Consider the following 15350-nt stretch of genomic DNA (forward strand, 5'->3'; position numbering starts at 1 on the left):
TCCGATTGGATTGCGGGCATTGCAGCACCGCGCCGACTCCAGCGCAACTGCCGGGGCTGCGCCCCGTCGAGCCGGGCGAACCCGGCCCATGAGAAGCCCGTAAGAAACCCGTTACGGCACGATCGGATGCTGGTGCTGCGCGCCGCGGCGGCGCATCAGCAGGTTCAGCCATTCCACCATCACCGAGAAACCCATGGCGAAGTAGATGTACGGCTTGGGCACGTGCACCTCGAGGCCGTCGAGGATCAGGACCACGCCGATCAGCACGATGAACGCCAACGCCAGCATCTTGATGGTGGGATTGGCATCGATGAAGCGGCCCAGCGGATTGGCGGCCAGCAGCATCACCGCCACCGCCAGCAGGATCGCAGCCACCATCACCGGAATGTGCTGCGCCATGCCCACCGCGGTGATCACCGAATCCAGCGAGAACACGATGTCGATGACGGCGATCTGCAGGATCACCATCGCGAACACGCCCGAGGCTCTGGTGGTGTTGGGATCTTCGTCGTGGCCGCCGGTGATCAGCTCGCGGATTTCCATGCTGCCCTTCACCAGCAGGAAGATGCCGCCCAGGATCAACACCAGGTCGCGCACCGAAATGCCCATGCCGAATACGCTGAACAGGTCGTGCTGCATGCGCGCCAGGAACGCCAGCGATATCAGCAACGCGATGCGGGTGATGCAGGCCACGGCGATACCGAACTTGCGGGCCACGTCGCGTTGATGTTCCGGCAATTTGCCGACGGCGATGGAAATGAACACCAGGTTGTCGATACCCAGCACGATTTCCAGCGCACTCAGGGTGACCAGAGTAAGCCAGACATTGGGGTCGGCGAGAAATTCGAAACTCATCGTCAATCAATCCTTCAAAGCGAAAAAAGTCGTGGGCCCAGGATCAGGCCCCAGCACAGCAATACGTTCATCATCAGCACGAACACGGCGGCCGAGCCCATGTCCTTGGCGCGCCCGGCCAGCTCGTGGAACTCGGGGCCGTAGCGCTCGATCACCGCTTCCACCGCCGAATTGAGCAGCTCGGCCGACAGCACCAGCAGGCAGCTGCCGATCAGCAGCGCGCGCTCGATGCCGCTTTGGCCCAACCAGATCGCCAGCGGCCCCAACACCACCAGCAGGTAGCATTCCAGGCGAAACGAGGATTCGTGCAGCCAGGCCGCCCGCAGGCCCTGGAACGACCAGACCGTCGCCTTCAGTATCCTGCCCGGCCCGCGCGGCAGATGCCCTTTTTCATCGGCCATGTTGAAAAAGCTCAGCGGAAATGGGCATGGGCTGGGAGGAATTCGCGGGTGAGGCGTCGATTTTGCCACAAGGCGGCTGCCGCCACCCGATTTGCGCCGCTCGGCGCGGGCTGTTTCACTAGCGAAAACCATAGGGTCCACCTCTGATGCTGCTACTGCGCCATCTTGTTCTCGCCAGCCTGCTGACCCTGTTGACCGCCTGTGCCAGCGCTCCGCCCGCGCAGCAAGGGCCACCGCGCATTCCCGAACAGGTCTCTCGCGCAGACTGGGAACAGGACATGCAGCGTTTCGCGGCCCTGGATGCCGCATCCCCGCCGCCGCGGCATGGCGTGCTTTTCGTCGGCAGTTCGTCGATCCGGCTGTGGGAGACGCTGGCGGAGGATTTCCCCGGCGTACCGGTGATCAACCGCGGTTTCGGCGGATCGGAACTCCGCGACAGCACTTTCTATGCCGACCGCATCGTGATTCCGTATGCGCCCAGGCAGATCGTGCTCTACGCGGGCGAGAACGATCTTCAGATGGGCCGCACGCCGCAGCAGGTGGTGGCCGATTTCCGCACTTTCGTCGAGCGCGTGCGCCGCGATCTGCCCAGGGTGCGCATCGCCTACATCTCCAACAAACCCAGCCCCTTGCGCGCAGGGTTGCTGGAGGCGCAACGGCGGGCCAACGCTCTCATTAAGACCGAAGCGGGACGATTGCACGTCGATTACATCGACGTTTTCACGCCCATGCTCGATGCGAACGGCCAGCCGCGCGGAGAACTCTTCGTCGAAGACCGTCTTCATATGAATCGTGCCGGGTACGCACTGTGGCGGCAAAAGGTCGCGCCCTATCTAGTCCGCCATTGAAAGGGTTCGCCGATAACGTAGCCGTAACCCTGCTCGGGATAGATTTCGCGGCAACTGTCCAGCGGAACCCTGCCCATGGCCGTTAACTACATTCCCGATGGCTACCACACCGTCACCGCCTATCTGATGGTGGACGATGCCGCCAAGGCGCTCGACTTCTACCGCCAAGCCTTCGGCGCCGAAGAACTGTACCGCCTGCCGATGGGCGACAAGATCGGACACGCCGAGATCATGATCGGCGACACCCACCTGATGCTGGCCGATGAGTTTCCCGACATGGACGCGTTGGGACCGAACAAACGCGGCGGCGCGACCGCCAGCTTCGTGATCTACGTACCCGACGCGGATACGGCCTACGACAGAGCCGTCAAGGCGGGCGCCAAGGCGGATCGGCCATTGAAGAACGAATTCTGGGGCGACCGCATCGGCACCGTGATCGATCCGTTCGGCCACAAGTGGTCGCTGACCACTCATCTGGAAGAAGTGAGCCCCGAGGAAATGCAGAAACGCATGGCCGAATGGAGCAAGACTCAAGCGGGTGGCTAGCGTTCTCTTTTCCCCTCTCCCCTTGTGGGAGAGGGTGGCCGAAGGCCGGGAGAGGGGTGGGCCGGAGCCGATTGCAATGAATCGCTAGTCTTGCATCAGGTGAAGCAGAGCAAAAAAGCACGCATCGCTACGCTCGCGACCCCTCTCCTGCCCTCCAGGCATCCTCTCCCACAAGGGGAGAGGAGAAAATCAAAAATACCTTTCCCCCTTTTGACGCCGCACGGTCAATCGCGAAAAATTGCAATGCCGCGTGAGCCGTCCATCGCGATCCACCCGCGATACATGCCCGCCGTACTGAACGGCATGGCGATGTTGCCGTCGAGATCCACCGCGATGGCGCCGCCGTCGCCGCCGAACTCCGGCACGCGCTGCAGGATCACTGATTCGGCCGCCACCACCAGAGTGTTGCCGCCGTACGCCATACGCGCGGCGATGTCGTGCGCGACCGCATTACGGATGAAGAATTCTCCCCAGCCTGTACCCGATACCGCACAGCGTTCGTCGGCCCAGGTGCCGGACCCGATCAGCGGCGAATCGCCGACGCGTCCGTAGCGTTTGTTGGTCATGCCGCCGGTAGAGGTAGCGGCGGCAAGATTGCCTTGCGAATCCAGCGCGACAGCGCCGACGGTGCCGAAGTACTTTCCGCGCAGGCTTTCGTCGCCGGGCTCGCTGCGTTCTCGCGCCTGTTCCTGGTCGAGCTGCGCGCGGCGAGCATCCGTATCGAACCAGCCGTTGCTAACGCGTTCGATTTGCGGCTGGGTGTCGGCGAACCGTTCCGCGCCCGCGCTGATCATCATCACATGCGGCGACCGCTCCATCACCGCGCGTGCGAGCCGCACCGGATTGCGGATGGTTTCCACGCCTGCTACCGCACCCGCACGACGGGTCTTCCCTTCCATGATGGAAGCGTCCAGTTCGTGCCTGCCCTCGGCGTTGTAGACCGAACCTTTGCCGGCGTTGAAACGCGGGGATTCCTCCAGGGCAACGACCGCCGCTTCGACCGCATCGAGCGCGCTGCCGCCACTGGCGAGAATGCGGCGCCCGGCTTCGAGCGCGGCGTCCAGATCGACGCGGATCGATCGTTCCTCGTCCGCGGACAGCTGGTCTCGCTCGATTACGCCGGCGCCGCCGTGGATGACGAGGGCGAAGGGTTGGCTGCTGGGCTTCATGTGAATGCGAGGTAGGAAAGTGCGCAGGATACCTGCTTCCCTTCTCCCTCTGGGAGAAGGAAAAAGGCATTACTGCTGTCGCAGCGCCTCGATCGGATCCAGCTGCGAGGCTTTTCTTGCCGGGTAATAGCCGAAGAACAGGCCCGTGGCGATGGAGAACGCCGCCGCCAGCGCCACCACCTGTCCGTTGAGCACGATGGGCAGTTCGCTGAACTTCCCCACCAGCAACGCGCCCACCACGCCGATGACGATGCCGATCACCCCGCCGATCAGCGAGATCAGCATGGCCTCGGCCAGGAACTGCCTGCGCACGTCGGAAGGCCCTGCGCCCACCGCCATGCGCAGGCCGATCTCGCGGATACGCTCGGTCACCGACACCAGCATGATGTTCATGATGCCTATGCCGCCGATGATCAGGCAGATAGTGGCGACCGCGCCCAGCAATTTCGACATCAGGTTGGTGGTGGCGGTGCGCGTAGCGACGATCTCGGAAATGTTGCGCACGTTGAAATCGTCGTCCTCGCCGGGCGCGATCTTGTGGCGCTGGCGCAGCAGCGCTTCCACTTCGCCCTGCGCGTAGGTCAGGTCCTTGGCGCTGGTCACGGTCAATGCGATCTGCATCACCGCGCCCGACGGCAGGCCCATGGCGCCCATCAGGCGGCGACGCGCGGTTTCCAGCGGAACCATGACCACGTCGTCCTGATCCTGACCGAAGCCGCCTTGTCCTTTCGGCTTGAGCGTGCCGACCACGGTGAACGGCACCCGCCCCAGGCGAATGGTCTGGCCTACGCCCGGATCGTCGCCGAACAGCGTGCGGCGCACGGTTTCGCCCAGGATCACCACTTTGCCGGCGCTGGTGTAGTCCTGCGCATCGAAGCCTTGGCCATTGGCGATGGACCAGCCGTTGATATCGAAGAAGTCGGTCTGCACGCCCTGCCAACTGGTGGAGGCGTTGTTTTCGGCGTACACGACCTGCGTGTTGCCGCGCAGCGCGCCGGCCACGTACTGCACCTCGGGAATCTCGCTACGGATCGCTTCCGCATCGCCTTCATTGAGGGTGAAGAAACTACTGGAGCTCATGCGCGCGCCACCGCCACCACGACCCGCGCCCGGCGAGATATCCAGGCGCTGCGAGCCCAGCCCGGACACCATCTTGTCGATCTCGGCCTGGGTGCCCTGCCCCACCGACACCATCACGATGACCGCCGCGATGCCGATGATCACGCCCAGCGAAGTCAGCGCGCTGCGCATCCAGTTGCCGCGCAACGCATGGATGGCGGTACGTAGGATGTCGGTGAAGTTCATACCGTTCCCTGCCTGTGCTCGCCGTCATGGAAGAGCTCGCCGTCGTGCATCACAAAGATGTGATCGGCGTGCGCCGCTACTTCCGCGTCGTGGGTGATCAGCACCACGGTGTGGTCGTCGTCGCGCAGCTGCTTGAACAGCGCGAGGATTTCCTCGCCGGTCTTGCTGTCCAGCGCGCCGGTGGGTTCGTCGGCCAGCAGGATAGGTGGGCGGTTGATCAATGCGCGGGCGATGGCGACGCGCTGCTGCTGGCCGCCGGACAGCTCGCTGGGCCGATGCGACGAGCGTTCGCCCAGCCCCACCGACGCCAACGCTTCCTGCGCGCGCCTCATGCGTTCGGCCGGCGGCACTTGCGCGTAGCCCAGCGGCATGGCGACGTTTTCCACCGCATTCATCCGCGGCAGCAGGTTGAAGCCCTGGAACACGAAGCCGATCTTGTCGCGGCGCAGCTCCGCTAGCGCTTCGGCATCCAGCGTGGACACGTCCACGCCATCGCATTCGTAGGTGCCGGAAGTAGGCGTGTCCAGGCAGCCGATCAGATTCATCAGGGTGGATTTGCCTGAACCCGACGGACCCATGATGGCCACGAAATCGCCGCGGCCGATGCGCAGATCCACGCCTCGCAGGGCGGCGACCTCGGCTTCGGTGCCGGGCGAATAGATCTTGGAAAGCGCGCGGGTCAGGATGACCGGCGTGTCGGCGGCCTTCACAGAGGATGACGCGCTCATTCCTTGGCGCGCTCGCCGGTGATGATCTCGTCGCCTTCCTTCACGCCGCCGCCAGAGACTTCGGTGGCGGTGCCATCGCTGGCGCCGATGCGCACCATCACCGGTTCGGGCTTGCCATCGACCAATCGGTAGATCGACGCGCGCTTGGCGTTGAGCAACGCGCCCAGCGCGGCATCCCACTTCTGTTTCTGCGCGTCGTCGAGGCCGGCGCGGAACGCCGCGAAATCCTGCTGGAAGCGTTCGGCCATGCGCTGGCGGACCTGGGCCTGCATGTTGCCGGAGCCACTGCCGCCCATCACCACCATGCCCGGCGGCCCGCCGCGGCCGCCACCGAACATGCTGTTGCCACCCTGCACCGCTTGTGCCTGACGTGCGGCCTGGCGTTGGCGGACCGAAGCCACCGCCGCATCGAAGGCCACCTGCTGTTGCGGATTGACCTTGAGATCGGCGACCGTGCGGGCCAGGTCGTCGGTGATGCCGCTGCCGCCGGCGCGTTGCGCGCCCTGCGCAGGCGCCTGGGTCGCGCCGGTACCGTTTGCTGCCGGCTTGTAGCGCAGCGCGGCGTTGGAAACCTTCAGCACCTTGTCGCGCTTGCTGACCTCGATCTCCGCGTTGACGGTCAGACCCGGAAGCAGCGTACCGTCGCTGTTGTCCACGGTGACGACCACCGGATAAGTCACCACATTATTGGTGGTGGTAGCCGCCAGCCGCACCTGCTCCACCGTGCCCTTGAACTGGCGGTCGGCGAACGCATCGGCGGTGAAGGAAACCACTTGCCCCACTTTGACCTGACCGATATCGGATTCGTCCACAGCCAGCTCGATCTTCATCTTGCTCAGATCCTCGGCGATGGTGAACAGCTCCGGAGCGGAGAAATTGGCGGCCACGGTCTGGCCGGGCTCGATCGTGCGGGTCAGCACCACGCCATCCACCGGCGAAGTGATCACCGTCCGCTGCAGGTTGACGCGCGTGGTCTGGGTGGAGGCGGTCTGCTGTCGGATCTGCGCCTGCGAGGAATTGACCTGCGCGCGCGCCTGATCCAGCGCCGAGCGGGCCAGGTCGACGTCGCTCTGGGCGACCAGCTTCTGTGTGCCCAGGTCCGCCTTGCGCTGGTAATCCAATTCTGCGTTGCGAAGCGTCGCCCGTGCCTGCGCCAGGGAGGCGCTGGCGCTGGCGATCTGCGCCGTGCCCTGTTCGATCTGCGCCTCGTACGTGCTGGGGTCGATACGCGCCAGCACGTCGCCTTTTTTTACCTTGCTGTTGAAGTCGACCAGCACGTCGGTGACCTGGCCGGAGATCTGGCTGCCCACGGTGACCGTGGAAATGGCGCTCAGGGTGCCGGTCGCCGAGATCGCCACCCGGATGCCGCCGCGCTCGACCGGCGTGGTCCGGTACGCGCCCTCGGCAGCCTCGCTTTCACGATTGTTCCAGTACCACCCGCCCGCTCCGAGCAGAGCCAGCGCCGCTATGGCAAGCACGATCCGGGAAACCAGCTTTTTGGAGTTGGGAACGCTACGTCGCTGCTGGCTCATGCGGAAGTCGGACCTGGGGAAGTGGGGATTCGGGCAATGAACGCACGGCTGCGGTCATCGTTGACAGCATGAGCAGGCTTGCAGTTCCCGATGCGTGCCGCGTTCACCGCGACTTAAGCGAAGCGGATGGTCGCGGTGGTGCCGGCGCCCATCGTGCTTTCCAGCTCTATCTTCCAGCCGAAGCGATCGCACAGGCGCCGCACGATCGACAGGCCCAGGCCGGTCCCCTGCGGACGCGAGGGATCGGCCCGGTAGAACGGCTCGAAAGCGCGCGCCATCGAATCCCCGCTCATGCCGATGCCGGTATCGCGAACGATGACCCGATCCTGCTCCAGGATCACGTCGATACGCCCCCGGTCGGTATAGCTGCATGCATTGCGCAGCAGGTTGCTGATCACCACCTGCATCACCCGCGGCGGCGCATGCAGACGCGGCTTGGCGTTGCAGGTGACTTCCAGATCCACATGCTTGCCGACCAGCAGCGCACGCGCATTGTCGGCCTCGTCCAGCACGATGTCGGCCAGTTCGAAATCTTCGCTCTGCGGCTCCACCTCGTTCTCGCGGGCCAGGATCAGGAAGGCGTCGATCACCGCCTCCATGTCGCGTCCGGCGCGCTGGATGCGTTGCAGCGAACGCGCCACCCGCGGCGAAGACTCTTCGGCCATGGCCATGTCGCTGGCCACGCGGATCACGGTCAGAGGCGTGCGCAGCTCATGGCTGGCGTCGCGGGTGAAGTCGCGCTCGCGCGCCACGTGCGCCGATACGCGATGGGCAAGGCCGTGCAACGCCGATGCGAGCTGGCGCGCTTCGCCCTGCACATCGGGCGGCAGTCGGTCGGGCGCCAGCATGCTCACGTCCGGGTGGCGCGGGTCCCATTGCGTGACCTGACGGGCCAACCAGGTGACCGGCGAGATCAGGCGTTTGGAGGCGCGGTAGGTCAGCCAGGAAACGAAATAGATGGTGATCAGGGTCAGGATGATGGGCAGCGTGCCGAAATAGAACGCCAGGCGCGCGGCTTGCGAACGCAGGAACACCAAGTACAGACGGCCTGCGGGCTTCTCGTCGACCAGCACCAGCAGGTCGTCGTCTTTCAATTCGTGGAAGCCGGGTTTTAGCGTGCGCAGGTTTTCCGGAAGCAGCAGATTGGAGCGCCCGCGCAGCACCAGGTAACCACGCATGTTGTAGGTATTGGGCGGCGGTTGGGCTTCGGATGCGCCGTACAGATCCCAGTAGTGCGCCGCTTCTTCCTGCAAGGCGGTGTTGATCAGGCTCTGCTTGATCACCACGGAAACCAGGAAAACCCCCAATACGATCGCCAGACTGGCCAGCGCTACCTGCACGATGAAAGCGATCCGAATCTTGCGTGGTAACCCCTGCGGCATTTTCGGTTCCGTTAGTGTGCGGCTGGGCACGCTGTTCTGCGGCTGCGGTCGCGATCAGGCGATATCGGCGATGCGATAGCCTGCGCTCTGCACCGTATGCAGCAGCGGTTTGTCGAAGGGTTTGTCGATCACCTTGCGCAAGTTGTACAGGTGGCTGCGCAAGGTATCCGAATCGGGCAGGCCATTGCCCCATATCTCCCGTTCGATTTCCTGGCGGGTGACGACGCGCGGCGACTCGCGCATCAGGATGGTGAGCAGACGCAGGCCGATCGGCGACAGCATCAGCTCGGAGCCGCCGCGTGTGGCCCGCATGCTCACCGGATCCAGCACCAGATCGGCGACCTTCAGGACCTCGGCGCCCACCTGGCGGCGCTCGCGCCGGATCAGCGCGCGCAGGCGTGCTTCGAGTTCCTGGATGGCGAAAGGCTTGGTCAGGTAGTCGTCCGCACCCGAACCGAGCCCGGTCAGTTTGTCGTCCAAGGTGTCGCGTGCGGTCAGCATCAATACGGGAGTGGATTTCCGGGCCTCGTTGCGCAGCCGGCGGCAGACTTCCATGCCGTCCATGCGCGGCAGCATCAGGTCCAGCACCAGCACGTCGTAGCTGTTCTCGACCGCAAGCCGATAGCCATCCAGGCCGTCGGTGGCGTAATCCACCTCGAATCCGCGACCTTCCAGGTATTCCCCGATCATCTCCGAGATGTTGCGGTTGTCCTCCACCACAAGTACCAGCCCGGCCGTTTCCTGTGTATGACGCATGCCGTCTCCTTATCGCTTCAGGTTTGTGAAGCTAACCGCTTGCAAGTTGACGCCATGTGAAGGCGGCGCCCGGACCGACTCAGACGGTAGGCTAGCCGCCTCCCCTCGCTCGCCAGGCCACCATGACCGCCCGCCTCCTGCCCCTGCTGTTGCTGCTCGGCTCGAATATCTTCATGACCTTCGCCTGGTACGGGCATCTGAAGTACAAGAGCTCGCCCCTGATCGTGGCCATCATGGCTAGCTGGGGCATCGCCTTCTTCGAGTACACCCTGATGGTGCCGGCCAACCGGCTGGGCAGCAGCGTGTACACGGTCGTGCAGCTGAAGACCATCCAGGAAATCCTCACCCTGGTGGTGTTCGCAGGATTCTCGACCTGGTATCTGGGGCAGCCGCTGAAGTGGAACCACTACGCCGCGTTTGCGCTGATCGTGGGCGCGGCCTTCCTGATGTTCTACGAGCCGGGCGCCGCTACAGTTTGAGCTTGCCGGTCAATATGTCCTTGAACATCACCCAGTCGCCGGCGAACGAATAGAACGGATGCTTGAAGGTCGCCGGGCGGTTCTTCTCGAAGAAGAAGTGCCCGACCCACGCGAATCCGTAGCCGCAGAACAACGCACCCAGCGCCCACCATGGGTTGCCGGTGAACAGCGCCGTCGCCAGCAACACCAGCACCCCGCAACTGCCGATGAAATGCAGCCGGCGCGAAATAAGGTTGCGGTGTTCTTCGAGGTAGAACGGGTAGAACTCGCGGAAGCTGGCGAAACGGCTCATGGCTCGCACCGGGGGCGTTGGCATCAGCGGATGATGCGGGTGTCCACCGATGAGTACAACACCTCATCGACGGCTCGGCAATGAACCTCGAAGGCGTAGCCCGACCTATCGAGCCCTCCGCAAGACCGCGGGGTGGCCAGCACCCGGAGAACCGTTCGTGGTGAGCCTGTCGAACCACGCTCTGTGCGGCCTGTTCCAGTGCACGATGACTTGTTTTCCCCTCGAAAGGCGTGGTTCGACAGGCTCACCACGAACGGATTATCCGTTCAGACCTTTTTATGTCATTCCTGCCCGCGCTCCATGCGCTTGGCACGATTCCAGTAGGCCTCCTGCTGATCCAGGGACAACCGGGACAGGTGGACGCTGTCGTCGGCCGCCAGAGACTCCATCGATCGGAAACGCCGCTCGAACTTGAGGTTGGCATGTCGAAGTGCGGCGCCCGCGTCGACCTTGGCGTGCCGCGCGAGATTGGCGCAGACGAACAGCACATCGCCGATCTCGTCCTGAAGGCGTTCGCGGTTGGCCTCCACATCGCCTCGCGCGAACTCCATGCGCACTTCCTCTATTTCCTCGTGCAGTTTGGCGATCACCGGATCCGGGCCGGGCCAGTCGAAGCCCACGCGCGCCGCCCGCGACTGCAGTTTGGCAGCGCGCTGCCATTCCGGCATGCCGCGCGACACTCCGGCGAGCGCGGAAGCATCCGCATCGCCCGCCGCCTCGCGTTCGCGGCGTTTCTGCGCTTCCCATTCGCGGGTCTGCGCTTCCGCGTCCTCGACGCTGGCGTCGGCGAACACGTGCGGATGCCGGCGCGTCATCTTGTCGCAGATCGCCGCCACCACATCGTTGAAATCGAATGCGCCCTGCTCCTGCGCCATCTGCGCGTGGAACACCACCTGCAGCAGCAGATCGCCCAGTTCGTCCTTCAGATCCTCGAGATTGTTGCGGTCGATGGCATCGGCGACCTCGTAGGCTTCCTCGATGGTATAGGGCGCAATGCTGGCGAAATCCTGCTCGATGTCCCAGGGACAGCCGTTCTGCCGGTCGCGCAGGCGGGACATGATGGTGAGGAGGTCATTGATGTCTGGCGCATTCATCGAGGGCAATTGCTCGGATAGTGTCTGGAAGGCTGTTAACGAAGGCAGAAAAGGTCTATCAACAACCCATGATGTCATCCCAGCGAAAGCTGGAAGTGCTCCTCAACAGCCGAATGGCTGGTCATCCATCTTGATCTTGCTTTTGCCTTCTTAAAATCGGAAGCAAAAGCGTTTCGCGCTACGCGCGAGTCACTTTTCTTTGAACGGCAAAGAAAAGTAACCAAAAGAAAGCCGCCCTAGCGTCGCGCCCGGCGATGAAGCCGCCGGGTTCGCAAGCGGGGCAGGAATTTTTGGAAGCAGCATCCTGCTGCTCCAAAAACGGCGCACATCCTTGTGCGCCGCCCCTGCGGGGTTTACCTGCCCCGCTTGCCGCGTCTCACGGGTCTAAACAGAAAAGCAAAAGCCTAGAGCCACGACTTCCACGGCAAACCCGGATCGCCTAGCGCGAGGAAATCGCCATTGAGCAAGGTGGGGCGCTGGTTGTAGCGGAACGACCTGCCGTCCGGCGCGATGACCACGCCGCCCGCGGCCTCGAGCACGCATTGCGCCGCCGCCGTATCCCACTCGGAAGTCGGACCGAAACGCGGATACACATCCAGGCTGCCTTCGGCGATACGGCAGAACTTGAGCGAGGAGCCCAGGCCCAGCGTTTCGGTATCGCCGATACGGGCCAGCAGCGCATCGGTGCGCGCATCGCGATGCGAACGGCTGGCGGCCACCCGCAGCGTTCCGGTTGCAGGCGCGCGCGTGCGCAGCTCCACATCGACTTCGCCGTCGCGCCGGTAGGCCTGCTGGCCTAGCACGCCGTGCCACAGGGCGCCGCCGACGGGGGCCAGGACCACTCCGAACACTGCGACGCCGTGGTCGATCAGCGCGATGTTCACGGTGAATTCTCCGTTGCGCTTGACGAATTCGCGCGTGCCGTCCAACGGATCCACCAGCCAGTAACGCGTCCACTGGCGGCGCGTTTCCCAGGGAATATCCGCGGCTTCTTCGGACAGGATGGGCCAATCGGGAGTCAGCTTTTCCAGGCCGCCGACGATGGCATGGTGCGCGGCCATATCCGCGGCGGTCAGCGGACTAGCATCGGATTTTTGTTCGACCTCGAACGCATGCTCATAGACCTGCAGGATCGCCGCGGCGGCTTCGCGCGCGATGGCGATCACCGCCTCCTGCAGATCGATGGTGACCAAATTCATGTCGGATTCCTCAGCCATTCGCGCGCGATGAACAATGCCGCTAGCGAGCGTCCTTCGGAAAAGTCCTCGCGCAGCATCAGCTGATCCAGTTCGTCCAGCTTCCAGGGCACCACTTCCAGTTCTTCCGGCTCGTCGCCAGGCAGGCGCTCGGGATAGAGATCGCGTGCCAGTACCAGCCACGACTGATGGCTCATATAGGTCGGGGCCAGGCTCATGGCCCGCAGCACGTCGATCCGGCGCGAACCGTAGCCGGCCTCTTCCTTCAACTCGCGATCGGCGGCCTGCGCCGGAGTCTCTCCGGCGTCGATGCGGCCCTTGACCAGTCCCAGCTCGTAGCGATGCACGCCCGCGGCGTATTCGCGCACCAGCAACACGGTTTCGTCGTCCAGCATGGGCACCACCACTACGGCACCGTGGCCATGCGGCTTCTGCCGGTGGAAACGCCGGCGCTCGCCGTTGCTGAATTCCAGGTCCAGCACTTCCACGGTGCGGTCGGAGGGACCTTCGGCGCGCTCGGTGATGGAATGGATGACAGGCAGGCGGCGGCTCATCGGCCAACTCCTGTGCGAGGGTTGGCGGCGGCCGATATGATGTGCGAATGCAGGAAAAAGATCATGAAGACGGAATGCTAACAGAGGCCGGGCTAACGGAGGCCGGCCAATGGCGTTCGCGCGACCTGTCGGTGTTGTGGCATCCGTGTACGCAGATGCGGGAGCACCCGGATACCCTGCCGCTGGTCCCGATCGCATGTGGTGTAGGCGCCTGGCTGGTGGGTTATGACGGGCGCCGATACCTCGATGCGGTGAGCAGCTGGTGGACCAACTTGTTCGGCCATAGCGAGCCGCGCATCGCAGCTGCGATTTCGCGGCAGGCGCAGACGCTGGAACAGGTGATGCTCGCCGGCTTTTCGCATGCGCCGGCCGTGGAGCTGGCCGAACGCTTGTTGAGGCTGGCGCCGCGGCAGGCGGACCGCAAGCCGCTGGCCAAGGTGTTCTACGCCGACAACGGCTCGGCCGGCGTTGAAGTCGCCCTGAAGATGGCGTTCCACTATTTCCACAACCGCGGCGAACACCGGCGGACCAAGTTCATCGCCCTGGAAAACGGCTACCACGGCGAAACCATCGGCGCGCTGGCGGTGGGCGATATTCCGCTGTACCGGCGCGTCTACGCGCCGCTGTTGAGCGAAGCGCTGTTCGCGCCTTCGCCCGACGCCTACCTCGCCGAGCCCGGCGAATCGGCGGCCGCCTGCGCCCGCCGCGCCGCGGACGCGATGGCCGATTTGTTCGATCTGCATCCTGGCGAGATCTGCGCGGTGATCCTGGAGCCGCGTGTGCAGTGCGCGGGCGGCATGCGCATGCACGACCCCTCGTATCTGGCGCGGGTACGCCAGCTGTGCGATGCTCATGGCGTATTCCTGATCGCCGACGAGATCGCGGTCGGATTCGGCCGCACCGGGCCGATGTTCGCCAGCCAGGAAAGCGGCGTGATGCCCGACCTGATGTGCTTGTCGAAAGGCCTGACCGGCGGCTTTCTGCCGCTGGCGGCGGTGCTGGCGACACAGGAAATCTACGACGCCTTCCTGGACGATTCGCGCGAACGCGCGTTCCTGCATTCGCACAGCTACACCGGCAACCCGCTGGCGTGCGCAGCTGCGCTGGCGACCTTGGATATTTTCGAAAGCGACGGCGTGCTCGCTCGCAACCAGGCGACCGCCGCCACGATGAGCGGGCTGGCGGCCGATTTCGCCTCGCATTCGCAGGTCGCAGACGTGCGCCAAGCGGGAATGATCGTGGCCTTCGAACTCACCCGCGACGGCGACAAACGCACCCCTTTCCCTGCGCAGCAGCGGGTCGGATTGAAGGCGTACCGTACCGCGCTGGAGCATGGCGTGGTCCTGCGTCCGCTCGGCGATGTGCTGTATTGGATGCCGCCCTATTGCGTGGATGACGAGCAACTGAGACTGCTGTCCACGGTCACCCGGATCGCCATCGACGAGGCCACCGCATGAGGGTGACCCGCTGCCATGTCGATCTGCCGTTGCCGGTCGGCTCCAGAATCGTGCTGCCCGAATCGGCCGCCGCCCACCTGGTACGCGTCCTGCGCCTGCGCGAGGGCGATGGGTGCGTGCTGTTCAACGGCGACGGCAACGACTGCGCGGCCCGCATCGTGACCGCTGGCAAGCGCGAGGTTATCGTCGAGATCCTTAGCATCGCTCCGGTCGACAACGAATCGCCGTTCCGCATCACGTTGCTGCAAGGCATCGCGCGCGGCGAGAAAATGGACCTGATCCTGCAGAAGGCGACCGAACTCGGTGCGGCCGCCATCGCGCCGGTGCTGGCCGAGCGCACCGAAGTGAAGCTGGATGCCGAACGCACGGAGAAACGCGTGGCGCATTGGCGCAGCGTGATCGTGTCGGCCTGCGAACAAAGCGGCCGCGCGATCATCCCGCGGCTTACGGCACCCGCCGCTTTGGCCGATGCGGCCCGGGCGAGCGCGGATTCACTGAAGCTGACGCTCGATCCGGCCGGCGAACACACGCTCGCATCGCTGCCCGCGTCCGCCTCCTCCGCTACGCTGGCCATCGGCCCCGAGGGCGGCTGGTCGCCGCGCGACCGCGAGACCTTGCGAGCCGCGGGCTACACCGGTTTGCGCTTGGGCCCGCGCGTGTTGCGTACCGAGACTGCAGGCCTCGCCGCCATCGCAGCCTTGCAAGCGCGTTTCGGCGATCTCTAGAGAGATTTTGATTCAGGCCGATACATTCAGG

General features: G+C 64.3%; 17 protein-coding genes. 5 read left to right on the plus strand and 12 right to left on the minus strand.

Annotated elements, in window-relative coordinates:
* Window positions 1-111: 111 nt before the first annotated feature.
* Both J2W94_RS16520 and J2W94_RS16525 read right to left on the minus strand, forming a co-directional pair.
* A complete protein-coding gene (locus tag J2W94_RS16520; RefSeq protein WP_310095784.1) occupies window positions 112-855 on the minus strand; it encodes a TerC family protein in 744 nt (247 codons plus the stop codon).
* A gap of 14 nt (window positions 856-869) precedes the next feature.
* Window positions 870-1256, minus strand: coding sequence for a diacylglycerol kinase (locus J2W94_RS16525; RefSeq protein WP_310095786.1), 387 nt, complete (start codon window positions 1254-1256; stop codon window positions 870-872).
* 146 nt (window positions 1257-1402) lie between these two features.
* On the opposite strand from J2W94_RS16525, the gene J2W94_RS16530 reads away from it, so the two are divergent.
* Together J2W94_RS16530 and J2W94_RS16535 are read left to right on the plus strand one after the other, a co-directional pair.
* Window positions 1403-2104, plus strand: coding sequence for an SGNH/GDSL hydrolase family protein (locus tag J2W94_RS16530; RefSeq protein WP_310095788.1), 702 nt, complete (start codon window positions 1403-1405; stop codon window positions 2102-2104).
* A 75-nt stretch (window positions 2105-2179) separates the two neighbouring features.
* Complete coding sequence (locus J2W94_RS16535) at window positions 2180-2650, plus strand: VOC family protein (RefSeq protein WP_310095790.1); 471 nt, start codon at window positions 2180-2182, stop codon at window positions 2648-2650.
* Between the two features lie 224 nt (window positions 2651-2874).
* Here J2W94_RS16535 and J2W94_RS16540 read toward each other — a convergent pair whose 3' ends face one another.
* From J2W94_RS16540 to J2W94_RS16565, 6 genes are all read right to left on the minus strand, one after another.
* Window positions 2875-3819 (minus strand): isoaspartyl peptidase/L-asparaginase family protein, encoded by a 945-nt coding sequence (locus tag J2W94_RS16540; protein WP_310095792.1) that lies wholly within the window; start codon window positions 3817-3819, stop codon window positions 2875-2877.
* 69 nt (window positions 3820-3888) lie between these two features.
* On the minus strand, window positions 3889-5124 hold the full coding sequence (locus tag J2W94_RS16545) for an ABC transporter permease (RefSeq protein ID WP_310095794.1): 1236 nt from the start codon (window positions 5122-5124) through the stop codon (window positions 3889-3891).
* The gene (locus tag J2W94_RS16550) at window positions 5121-5852 is read right to left on the minus strand and encodes an ABC transporter ATP-binding protein (protein WP_310095796.1); all 732 of its coding nucleotides are present in this window, start codon (window positions 5850-5852) and stop codon (window positions 5121-5123) included. Before J2W94_RS16550 ends, J2W94_RS16545 begins: the two co-directional genes overlap by 4 nt.
* Complete coding sequence (locus J2W94_RS16555) at window positions 5849-7384, minus strand: efflux RND transporter periplasmic adaptor subunit (RefSeq protein ID WP_310095798.1); 1536 nt, start codon at window positions 7382-7384, stop codon at window positions 5849-5851. The genes J2W94_RS16550 and J2W94_RS16555 overlap by 4 nt, the downstream gene beginning before the upstream one ends.
* A 113-nt stretch (window positions 7385-7497) precedes the next feature.
* Complete coding sequence (locus tag J2W94_RS16560; protein ID WP_310095800.1) at window positions 7498-8766, minus strand: sensor histidine kinase; 1269 nt, start codon at window positions 8764-8766, stop codon at window positions 7498-7500.
* A 54-nt stretch (window positions 8767-8820) separates the two neighbouring features.
* On the minus strand, window positions 8821-9522 hold the full coding sequence (locus J2W94_RS16565; protein ID WP_093287368.1) for a response regulator transcription factor: 702 nt from the start codon (window positions 9520-9522) through the stop codon (window positions 8821-8823).
* Window positions 9523-9644: 122 nt separating this feature from the next.
* On the opposite strand from J2W94_RS16565, the gene J2W94_RS16570 reads away from it, so the two are divergent.
* Window positions 9645-10001, plus strand: coding sequence for a DMT family protein (locus J2W94_RS16570; RefSeq protein WP_310095804.1), 357 nt, complete (start codon window positions 9645-9647; stop codon window positions 9999-10001).
* Here the strand turns inward: J2W94_RS16570 and J2W94_RS16575 are convergent.
* The 4 genes from J2W94_RS16575 to nudE form a co-directional block, all read right to left on the minus strand.
* Window positions 9991-10293 carry a DUF962 domain-containing protein gene (locus J2W94_RS16575; RefSeq protein ID WP_310095806.1) on the minus strand — a complete coding sequence of 101 codons (303 nt, stop codon included), beginning with the start codon at window positions 10291-10293 and terminating at the stop codon, window positions 9991-9993. The genes J2W94_RS16570 and J2W94_RS16575 overlap by 11 nt on opposite strands.
* A 281-nt stretch (window positions 10294-10574) precedes the next feature.
* Complete coding sequence (gene mazG / locus J2W94_RS16580) at window positions 10575-11387, minus strand: nucleoside triphosphate pyrophosphohydrolase (RefSeq protein WP_310095809.1); 813 nt, start codon at window positions 11385-11387, stop codon at window positions 10575-10577.
* Window positions 11388-11791: 404 nt separating this feature from the next.
* Window positions 11792-12586 carry a 3'(2'),5'-bisphosphate nucleotidase CysQ gene (gene cysQ / locus J2W94_RS16585; protein ID WP_310095811.1) on the minus strand — a complete coding sequence of 265 codons (795 nt, stop codon included), beginning with the start codon at window positions 12584-12586 and terminating at the stop codon, window positions 11792-11794.
* Window positions 12583-13137 (minus strand): ADP compounds hydrolase NudE, encoded by a 555-nt coding sequence (gene nudE, locus J2W94_RS16590; RefSeq protein ID WP_310095813.1) that lies wholly within the window; start codon window positions 13135-13137, stop codon window positions 12583-12585. The genes cysQ and nudE overlap by 4 nt, the downstream gene beginning before the upstream one ends.
* A gap of 74 nt (window positions 13138-13211) precedes the next feature.
* On the opposite strand from nudE, the gene bioA reads away from it, so the two are divergent.
* Together bioA and J2W94_RS16600 are read left to right on the plus strand one after the other, a co-directional pair.
* Window positions 13212-14594, plus strand: coding sequence for an adenosylmethionine--8-amino-7-oxononanoate transaminase (gene bioA / locus J2W94_RS16595; RefSeq protein WP_310096154.1), 1383 nt, complete (start codon window positions 13212-13214; stop codon window positions 14592-14594).
* Window positions 14591-15319, plus strand: coding sequence for a 16S rRNA (uracil(1498)-N(3))-methyltransferase (locus J2W94_RS16600; RefSeq protein WP_310095815.1), 729 nt, complete (start codon window positions 14591-14593; stop codon window positions 15317-15319). Before bioA ends, J2W94_RS16600 begins: the two co-directional genes overlap by 4 nt.
* Window positions 15320-15350: the final 31 nt, after the last annotated feature.

It is taken from the genome of Pseudoxanthomonas sacheonensis (assembly GCF_031455975.1).
In the GTDB taxonomy this organism is placed as follows: Bacteria; Pseudomonadota; Gammaproteobacteria; order Xanthomonadales; family Xanthomonadaceae; genus Pseudoxanthomonas_A; species Pseudoxanthomonas_A sacheonensis_A.

Excerpts from the sequence above, each read along its gene's own strand:
- J2W94_RS16540 (WP_310095792.1), bottom strand. The coding sequence starts at position 3,819 with ATGAAGCCCAGCAGCCAACCCTTCGCCCTCGTCATCCACGGCGGCGCC.
- J2W94_RS16535 (WP_310095790.1), top strand. The coding sequence starts at position 2,180 with ATGGCCGTTAACTACATTCCCGATGGCTACCACACCGTCACCGCCTAT.
- J2W94_RS16530 (WP_310095788.1), top strand. The coding sequence starts at position 1,403 with ATGCTGCTACTGCGCCATCTTGTTCTCGCCAGCCTGCTGACCCTGTTG.
- J2W94_RS16520 (WP_310095784.1), bottom strand. The coding sequence starts at position 855 with ATGAGTTTCGAATTTCTCGCCGACCCCAATGTCTGGCTTACTCTGGTC.
- J2W94_RS16555 (WP_310095798.1), bottom strand. The coding sequence starts at position 7,384 with ATGAGCCAGCAGCGACGTAGCGTTCCCAACTCCAAAAAGCTGGTTTCC.
- mazG (WP_310095809.1), bottom strand. The coding sequence starts at position 11,387 with ATGAATGCGCCAGACATCAATGACCTCCTCACCATCATGTCCCGCCTG.
- J2W94_RS16545 (WP_310095794.1), bottom strand. The coding sequence starts at position 5,124 with ATGAACTTCACCGACATCCTACGTACCGCCATCCATGCGTTGCGCGGC.
- J2W94_RS16570 (WP_310095804.1), top strand. The coding sequence starts at position 9,645 with ATGACCGCCCGCCTCCTGCCCCTGCTGTTGCTGCTCGGCTCGAATATC.
- cysQ (WP_310095811.1), bottom strand. The coding sequence starts at position 12,586 with ATGAATTTGGTCACCATCGATCTGCAGGAGGCGGTGATCGCCATCGCG.
- J2W94_RS16600 (WP_310095815.1), top strand. The coding sequence starts at position 14,591 with ATGAGGGTGACCCGCTGCCATGTCGATCTGCCGTTGCCGGTCGGCTCC.
- nudE (WP_310095813.1), bottom strand. The coding sequence starts at position 13,137 with ATGAGCCGCCGCCTGCCTGTCATCCATTCCATCACCGAGCGCGCCGAA.
- bioA (WP_310096154.1), top strand. The coding sequence starts at position 13,212 with ATGCTAACAGAGGCCGGGCTAACGGAGGCCGGCCAATGGCGTTCGCGC.
- J2W94_RS16525 (WP_310095786.1), bottom strand. The coding sequence starts at position 1,256 with ATGGCCGATGAAAAAGGGCATCTGCCGCGCGGGCCGGGCAGGATACTG.
- J2W94_RS16550 (WP_310095796.1), bottom strand. The coding sequence starts at position 5,852 with ATGAGCGCGTCATCCTCTGTGAAGGCCGCCGACACGCCGGTCATCCTG.
- J2W94_RS16565 (WP_093287368.1), bottom strand. The coding sequence starts at position 9,522 with ATGCGTCATACACAGGAAACGGCCGGGCTGGTACTTGTGGTGGAGGAC.
- J2W94_RS16560 (WP_310095800.1), bottom strand. The coding sequence starts at position 8,766 with ATGCCGCAGGGGTTACCACGCAAGATTCGGATCGCTTTCATCGTGCAG.
- J2W94_RS16575 (WP_310095806.1), bottom strand. The coding sequence starts at position 10,293 with ATGAGCCGTTTCGCCAGCTTCCGCGAGTTCTACCCGTTCTACCTCGAA.